This window comes from Cupriavidus neocaledonicus (assembly GCF_000372525.1).
Classification (GTDB): Bacteria; Pseudomonadota; Gammaproteobacteria; order Burkholderiales; family Burkholderiaceae; genus Cupriavidus; species Cupriavidus neocaledonicus.
On sequence record NZ_AQUR01000071.1, the window covers coordinates 43,738 to 51,045 of the forward strand.

At 69.3% G+C, this 7,308-nt stretch carries 6 protein-coding genes and 1 pseudogene; 4 read left to right on the plus strand and 3 right to left on the minus strand.

Annotation, left to right across the window (positions count from 1 at the left end):
• The 3 genes from A3AG_RS0103815 to A3AG_RS0103825 all read right to left on the minus strand — a co-directional run bounded on the left by A3AG_RS0103815 (window position 1) and on the right by A3AG_RS0103825 (window position 3,788).
• Window positions 1-1,395, minus strand: a complete 1,395-nt coding sequence (locus A3AG_RS0103815; RefSeq protein WP_018004139.1) for a hypothetical protein — start codon at window positions 1,393-1,395, stop codon at window positions 1-3.
• Between the two features lie 52 nt (window positions 1,396-1,447).
• On the minus strand, window positions 1,448-2,395 hold the full coding sequence (locus tag A3AG_RS0103820) for a hypothetical protein (RefSeq protein ID WP_018004140.1): 948 nt from the start codon (window positions 2,393-2,395) through the stop codon (window positions 1,448-1,450).
• Window positions 2,396-2,735: 340 nt separating this feature from the next.
• Window positions 2,736-3,788 carry a hypothetical protein gene (locus tag A3AG_RS0103825; protein ID WP_240619785.1) on the minus strand — a complete coding sequence of 351 codons (1,053 nt, stop codon included), beginning with the start codon at window positions 3,786-3,788 and terminating at the stop codon, window positions 2,736-2,738.
• Between A3AG_RS0103825 and A3AG_RS34490 the strand changes: the two genes are divergently transcribed.
• From A3AG_RS34490 to A3AG_RS0103840, 4 genes and pseudogenes are all read left to right on the plus strand, one after another.
• Window positions 3,787-4,110 (plus strand): hypothetical protein, encoded by a 324-nt coding sequence (locus A3AG_RS34490; RefSeq protein ID WP_240619786.1) that lies wholly within the window; start codon window positions 3,787-3,789, stop codon window positions 4,108-4,110. The two genes, A3AG_RS0103825 and A3AG_RS34490, sit on opposite strands and share 2 nt — an antisense overlap.
• 487 nt (window positions 4,111-4,597) lie before the next feature.
• Window positions 4,598-5,707 (plus strand): alkene reductase, encoded by a 1,110-nt coding sequence (locus A3AG_RS0103830; RefSeq protein WP_018004142.1) that lies wholly within the window; start codon window positions 4,598-4,600, stop codon window positions 5,705-5,707.
• A 13-nt stretch (window positions 5,708-5,720) separates the two neighbouring features.
• Entirely contained in the window at window positions 5,721-6,881 is a 1,161-nt protein-coding gene (locus A3AG_RS0103835; RefSeq protein ID WP_018004143.1) for an MFS transporter, read from the plus strand.
• 241 nt (window positions 6,882-7,122) lie between these two features.
• Window positions 7,123-7,308: pseudogene (locus A3AG_RS0103840) on the plus strand (ISL3 family transposase); the annotation flags it as partial.

A 7,308-nucleotide genomic window follows, 5' to 3' on the forward strand; every position in this document is an offset into this window, starting at 1 on the left:
TCACGCGTAGGCCGCGACCGGCATGCGCAGCGGCTGCCGTCGCTGGTTGAGCGCCTCGCTCAGCTGCGCGCTGCCGGCACTCCAGGGCAGATAGCCGGCCAGTGCCCAGCGCTGCAGCAAGGCCGAGATGGTGCGCAATTCGACGTCGGGCGCCAGCAGGCCGCTGTAGCGGGCCTGCCCCAGCACCGCGAACGCCAGCGTCGGGGTATCGGCCAGGTACTGGTGCGGGCGCGACCGCACCAGGCGCCAGAGCCGCAACAGGCTGGCGGGATCGCGACCGGGCAGCCGCAGCGCCTGGCCCAGCGTGCGCCCGCCCAGCCGTGGCGCCCGCAACGCCAGCAGCCTGGCCACGAACGCCGGGATCGACTGGTCCAGCTGCGCGAACGCGCGCCGTTGCGCCGCGCTCATCTGCCAGCGCGGGTAGAGCCGTTCCCACACCTGCTCGAGCGCATCCCATTGCGGATGCGGATACAGCGCCCGCCCCATCGCCACCGACAGCTTCACGCGGATCCACGGCGCCGGATGCGGGTCGTCGAGGTTGATGCGCAGCACGAACGCGCGCGGCAGGCTGACCACGCTCATCAGCCCGCAGGTGGCGGTGATGCCCACCCGCGACACCGCCCACAGGTCGGCGACGATCTCGCTGATCCAGCGCTCCCACGCGCGCCAGACCTGCGGTGGCGCCGGCGCCGCAGCCATCGCGGCAGGCGTCGCGCCGGCGCCGCCCGACACCAGCAGCAGCCTCCGCTGGCCGTCGCCTGCGGCGGCACGGCGGTACGCATTGGCCAGGTCCAGCAGCGCCGCCGCCTGGTGCCCCACCTCGTGGAACAGTGACGCCGCCAGGCCGGTGCCGACCATGCGCTCGCGCGGCATGCGGATCACCGCCACCGGATTGGCGCCGCCACCGGGCAAGCGCGTGCGCGCCCGTCGGATCGCGCCGCCATGGCCGCGCTCGACATAGCAGATCACCTGCGGCAAGTCGATCGCCACGCCGCGCTGGCGCAGGCCGTCGCGCGCGGCCACGTCCAGCCCCGCCAGCCAGACGCCGGTGCCATGCTGGCTGCGTTGCGTCAGCACTTCGGCAAAGATCTCGAAATGCGTGAGCGCGGCGTGGAAATACAGCTTGAGCATGGCGTAGCGCTGCTGGGCGCGCGCCACCGCGGCGGGCTCGGGCCGCGCGCCGCGCAGTGCGCCAAGAAAGCGCGCGATGCGCCGGCGCAGCTGGTGCCGTGCCGCCTGCATGTGCCGCTCGATGGCGCCCATGGCCTCGTCGCTGATATTGGCGGCGGGGACCATCGGCATCTGCAGCGCGTAGGGCAGCTGCGCGTCCAGGCGGGCGCGGATGCCGAGCACCTCCTGTTCCAGCAACCGCAGGGCGTGGGCGCAAGCGTTCATGGCGGCGGCCTCGGAGTGGTAGCGCGAATGTCGAAAGCAGACGGGGGGCGGCTCAGAACATCGGCCGCGGCGGTGCCAGGTACAGGATCAGCGCGCGCCCGTTGCGCGAGCGCCGCCACTGCCCGCCCATCGGCAGCGCCGCCGCGCCCGGGCCGCCTTGCGCGGCCACGCCATTGCCGCATGACGGGCACGGCGCCGTACCACCGTTGGCATAGCCCGCATACGGAGCGCGCACCGCCGCGGCCAGGCTGGCCACCGGCTGCGCCGCGGCGGCGCCGCTGGCGGCCGGCCCGAAGATCGGCGTACCCATCTGCCGCGCCGCCGCCACGCCGTTCTGCGAAATCGTGCGCATCGCGGGCAGCAGGCCCGGCGCCACCTGGCGCGCAGCCTGCAGGAACGCCGCGCGCGCGGCGCGCGACGGCGGCACGTTGCGCGGCATGGTCAGCAGGTTGCGGGTTGCCTGCTGGCCGATGCGCACCACGCGGCGCGCCACCTCGAACTCGCGGTCCTCGTTGCTCAGGCCCTCCAGCTCGAGGCCGAGCGCGCTGCCGGCCATGCTGGCCAGCTTGCCGCCGATCGCGCCGCCCGCGCCGGGCACCACCAGGTTGCCGAGCGCGCTGCCGACCACCGGCAGTGCCGCCTTGGCCGCCGAACGCAGGATGCCGCCCAGCGCCTTGCCCGCCGACGACCTGGCAAAGCTGCTGGCGGCGCGTCCCACCGAACGCACCAGGCCGCCCAGGAACTGCTCCATTTCCTGTTCGCTGTTGACGGCCAGCAGCTCGGCCGCCAGTTCCATCTCCTGCATCTCGCCGGAGACCTCTTGCTCGAACTCGTTCTCGAATTCCCCCTCGCCCTCGAATTCGCCTTCGAACTCGGTCGCCATGCCGCCGAGTTCCTGGCCCAGCTCGCCAGCCTCCATCAGCTCCGAGGCCAGCTCCTGTTCGAGCTCGTTGTAGCCGGTGCCCCAACCGCCCGGCCTGGAAGTCCCGATATCGTGCATTTGCAGCTCCTTTCAGGTTAGGTTGGCGAGCCGCAGCGGAACTCGCGTGCCCACCTTGTGCACGCGGCGTGCCACCCCGCACAGAACGTCTAAGTCCCTGAAAAGGCGAGATATTGGGAAAGTCCTCCGGGGCCGGCGGCGAACCGCGCTTCGCGCGGGGCCGGCCTGGCGTGCGGGATCAGGCGAAGCGCGCTTCGCCGCCCGGGCGCGGATCGGCGTGCAGAAGCGGCGTGAGCTGCCGGCATGGCGCCAGCTGGCCACGCCTTCACTGAATTCAGGCCGCCTGGGGTCTGCGCAGGGGATGGCGGCGGGAGCCCATGCCCCCGCCGCCGGGTCCCGCCTACTTGATGCAGGCGAGGTTCACGGCAAGGCCGCCCCAGTCGGTAGCCTGGTTGTTGTCGACCTGTACCTGCAGCTTGTCGCCATGCGTGACCGTCCCGGCCGGCACTTCCTTGCTGCAATGCTGCTGGCCATTGGTGATCTTGCAGCTCAGGTCGTTGACCGGTGCGAGCGTCACGGCGGCACCGGAGCCGCTCACCTTGTGCACCGAGATGTCGAGCGTGCCCTGCACCTTGCCCAGCGTGCTCGCCGTGAGCGTGACGCGCGTGCAATCGTAGGGAATCACGACTCCGAAGTCCGACGGCAACGCTACCGCTCCGCCGGCGCCGGTCATGGCATAGCGGCCGCGGCTGAGCGTATCCGGCACGTTGAAGTTGCCGTTGTAGACGGTGCCGTTTGCCATGGTCACACCCGTGGTTGGCCACTTGCCGTCCTGCTTGGGCCCGTACATCGTCCACGTGGTGGTGTCGAAATAGAAGTCGCCGTCCACGCCGATGTCGTCGGTCGGTGCGCCGCTGCCGTACAGGACATGGCCGCCATTGCCGACCGTGGTGCCACCGGTGCCGCCCGTGCCGCCACTGCCGCCTGGCTGGCTGACCAGCGAGACCCCGGCCGGCCATACGCCGTCAGCCTTCGGCCCGTACAGCGTCCAGGTGCTGGTGTCGAGGTAGTAGTCGCCGTTGTTGCCGAGGCTGTTGTCCGGCGCGCCGGTTCCCGACAGCACCGTGCCGCCGCTGGGGGGCGGCGTGCCGGTGGCGCTGCCGAGCGGCACGCCCGCCGGCCACGTGCCGTTGGCCTTGGGGCCGAACAGCGTCGAGGTCGAGGTGTTGATGTAGTAATCGCCGTTGTTGCCGACGCTGTCGGTCGGATCGACCGAGCCGGACAGGATGGTGCTCCCCGCCGCACCGGTATTGCCGCCCGGACCCGCCAGCGAAACCCCCGCGGGCCATACACCATTGGCCTTGGGCCCGAACATCATCCACGTCACGGTGTTCAGGTAGTAGTCGCCGTCCTTGCCGATCTCGGGCCCCGGATCGGTGGTGCCGGACAGCATGGCACTGCTGGTCGCCGCGGCCGGCGCGGGCGTAGTCGGCGCGGTGGTTGTGCCTGGCGACGTGCCTGTCGAAGTGCCAGTCGATGTGCCCGGGCTGGCGGCGGCGCTGGTGGACGGGGCGTCGCCCCCTCCGCCACCGCCGCAGCCGGCGAGCATGATGACAAGGCAGGCGTATGGCACGGCGGCCATTCTGATGTGGGCGATTTTCATGGGCTCCCCTTCCTCGGACTCTGCGGTCGTAAAGGTCGACGGCGGCGAAGGCGCCATCGATGCACCCAATCTAGTTGTCGGAAATGGAATGGAAAATCGGCTCGATGGATGACCCGCCGGATCGAAGCGTTGCCTCCGCGCGCGGGTAGCCTTGCACTGCGTCAGCGCTTGCGCAGGGGGTTCGACGCATCCGCGCGAAGCGAGGAACGATCGGCGCCACGCTAGCGCGGAAAACCTGCAAAGGCTTGTGTGGCAAGGGGCGCCGGCCTTTCAAATGCCGCGGCCGGACGCTGCGCGCGCTGGCCAGCGAGGCAAGGCCGACGTTGGGGCAAACGGTCCAGGCCCGCGGAAGATTCTGGTCCAACCAGCGGCAAGCCAGGCCCGTGAGAACGGCCGGAAAAAGTATGTATCCGAGTTGAAACGCATGGCCACGCAGCTGGAGGAAGGGGGTCTACTTTTGCGGCGAATTCAAAAGTATTTGACCGATACGAGGCTTACTCAACAAATATAAACCGCGCAAACTTCGGTCTGTTGATGAACGCCCGGGACCCGCGGCCACGTGGCCGGCGGGCCGTGCCTTTCCTGATCGAGGTTCTCCAATGACTCTGCTGTTCAAGCCCTTCGCCCTGGGCGAGCGCCAGCTCGCCAACCGGATCGCCATGGCACCGCTGACCCGCTCCCGCAACCCGGACGGGGTGCCCAACGACCTCAACGCGCTCTATTACAGCCAGCGCGCCGACGCCGGACTGATCGTGACCGAAGGTACGGTGATCTCTCCCAGCGCGCAGGGCTTCCTGTTCAATCCCGGCCTTTACACCCCGCAGCAGGTGCAAGGCTGGCGCAAGGTCACGGACGCCGTCCATGCCAGGGGCGGCACCATCTTCACCCAGCTCTGGCATGTCGGCCGCGTGAGCCATGTGTCGATCCAGCCCGGCGGCATCCAGCCCGTCAGTGCCACCAGCCAGGTCGCGAAAGACACCAAGGCCTGGGGCTATACCGCCGACGGCACGCCCGGTGCGGTCGATGCCTCCGTGCCGCGCGCTCTGACGACCGGCGAGGTCTATGGCGTGATCGCCGATTTTGCCGAAGCCGCGGCCAATGCGGTCGCGGCCGGCTTCGACGGGGTCGAGCTGCATGGCGCCAATGGCTACCTGATCGAACAGTTCCTGAACCCGACCGTGAACGACCGCACCGATGAATTCCGCGGCGACACGCTGGCAAGCCGCACCCGCTTCGCACTGGCCGCCATCGATGCGGTGGCGGCGCGCATCGGTGCGCATCGCACCGCCATCCGGCTGTCTCCCTATGGCGGCCTGGGCGACATGGGCCACTACGCCGAACTCGAGGACACCTACCTCCATCTCGCCGATGCGCTTTCGCGGCGCAATATTGCGTACGTGCACCTGATGGACCAGAGCACGCGCGGCAGCTCGGCCATGCCGGAGGATTTCCTCGCCAGATTCCGCCGCCGCTTCCAGGGCGTGCTGATCCTTGCGGGCGGCATGACGCGCGCGCGCGCCGAGGACCTGATCGCCGCCGGCGTCATCGACATGGCGGCATTCGGCGAACCCTTCATTGCCAACCCCGACCTCGTCGCACGGCTGCAGAACGACTGGCCGCTGGCCGCGTCGAACCGCGCGCTCCACTACGGCGGCGGCGCCGAGGGCTACACCGACTATCCCGCCTACGACGGCCGGGCCGCGGCCTGATCGGGTTGCCACGATGAAATCCAATACCGCACTGCTCGCGCTCGCGATCGGCGCCTTTGGCATCGGCACCACCGAGTTCGCGCCGATGGGCTTGCTCCCCGTGATCGCCGCAGGCGTCGACGTCAGCATCCCCACGGCGGGGATGCTGATTACCGCGTATGCGATGGGCGTGATGGTCGGCGCGCCGGTGATGACCTTGCTGTTCAGCCGCTTCGGCAAGCGCGCCGCACTGATGGCGCTGATGGCGATCTTCACCATCGGCAACCTGCTGTCGGCGCTCGCGCCGGGATACGCGACGCTGCTTGCGTCGCGCCTGGTCACCAGCCTGAACCATGGCGCCTTCTTCGGGCTCGGCGCGGTGGTGGCGGCAAGCGTAGTGCCGAAGGACAAGCAGGCCAGCGCCGTGGCCACCATGTTCATGGGCCTGACCATCGCCAACATTGGCGGCGTACCGGCGGCAACCTGGATCGGCCAGCAGGTCGGCTGGCGCCTGGCGTTCGCCGGCACCGCCGTGCTGGGGCTGGTCGCCATCGTCGCGCTCTGGCTGGCGCTGCCGCAAGGCGAGCGCGGCACGCCGCCGGATGTGCGCCGGGAACTGGCCGTGCTTACCCGTCCCAATGTGTTGCTGGCGCTGGCGACAACGGTGCTGGGCGCGGGCGCGATGTTCACGCTCTACACCTATATCGCGCCGGTGCTGGCGGAGCTCACTGGCGCATCGGGCAGCTTTGTCACCTTCGCGCTGGTGCTGATCGGGGTTGGCTTCACCCTTGGCAACCATGTGGGCGGACGGCTTGCCGACTGGTCGCTCGATGGCGCGACGAAGATCGTGCTGTCGGCGCTGGCGGTCATCATGCTGGTGCTGCCTTTCGCCTTCGCCCACCACGTCACCGCCGCGCTTGGGCTGTTGCTGTGGGGCGCCGCGACCTTCGCCGTGGTGCCGCCGGTGCAGATGCGGGTGATGGAAGCCGCGGCGGAAGCGCCGGGACTGGCCTCGTCGATCAACGTCGGCGCCTTCAACCTCGGCAATGCGCTCGGCGCCGCGCTCGGGGGCGGGGTCATCAGCCTGGGACTCGGCTATGGTGCCGTGCCGGTCGCCGGTGCCCTGCTGGCCGCGGCCGGATTGCTGCTGGTGTGGCGCGGCAGGGCCAGCCGGCGTGCGCTTGCCGCTTCGTAAGGGCCACCGCGAGCGCCATCGAATTGCGGCAAGGCGAAATACCGCAGCCCTTTCGACACCGATTGCCTGCTCCCTCTCCCGCTTGCGGGAGAGGGTCGGGGTGAGGGCCGGAGCGTCAACGAAGTTCCGCAAAGACACAGCCAAGACAACGCCCCAAAAAAAAGGTTCTTCGAAGAATTCCGGGGCCTGATTTGCCACATTCCGTATCCTAATGGCCGTTAAGACGGTCATAGGGAACGGGATGCTGGATCGGAAGACGCTGCAGGCGTTGGGCTGCTGGGATGGCTACAAGCTGGATCTGGTGGTATGGCCAGAAGGGGAAAGCCGTACGCTGGCGCTGTACCTGAAGCCGGTCAGCAAGGTAATGTACTGCGAGGAATGCGGATCGAAGTGTCGGCAGGTCCATGAGACGGTGGTGCGGCGCGTG

What these genes read in the sequence shown, in the direction of transcription:
- A3AG_RS34490 (WP_240619786.1), top strand. Translation starts at nt 3,787, where the DNA reads ATGGCACTGCTGGTCGCCGCGGCCGGCGCGGGCGTAGTCGGCGCGGTG.
- A3AG_RS0103815 (WP_018004139.1), bottom strand. Translation starts at nt 1,395, where the DNA reads ATGAACGCTTGCGCCCACGCCCTGCGGTTGCTGGAACAGGAGGTGCTC.
- A3AG_RS0103820 (WP_018004140.1), bottom strand. Translation starts at nt 2,395, where the DNA reads ATGCACGATATCGGGACTTCCAGGCCGGGCGGTTGGGGCACCGGCTAC.
- A3AG_RS0103825 (WP_240619785.1), bottom strand. Translation starts at nt 3,788, where the DNA reads ATGCTGTCCGGCACCACCGATCCGGGGCCCGAGATCGGCAAGGACGGC.
- A3AG_RS0103835 (WP_018004143.1), top strand. Translation starts at nt 5,721, where the DNA reads ATGAAATCCAATACCGCACTGCTCGCGCTCGCGATCGGCGCCTTTGGC.
- A3AG_RS0103830 (WP_018004142.1), top strand. Translation starts at nt 4,598, where the DNA reads ATGACTCTGCTGTTCAAGCCCTTCGCCCTGGGCGAGCGCCAGCTCGCC.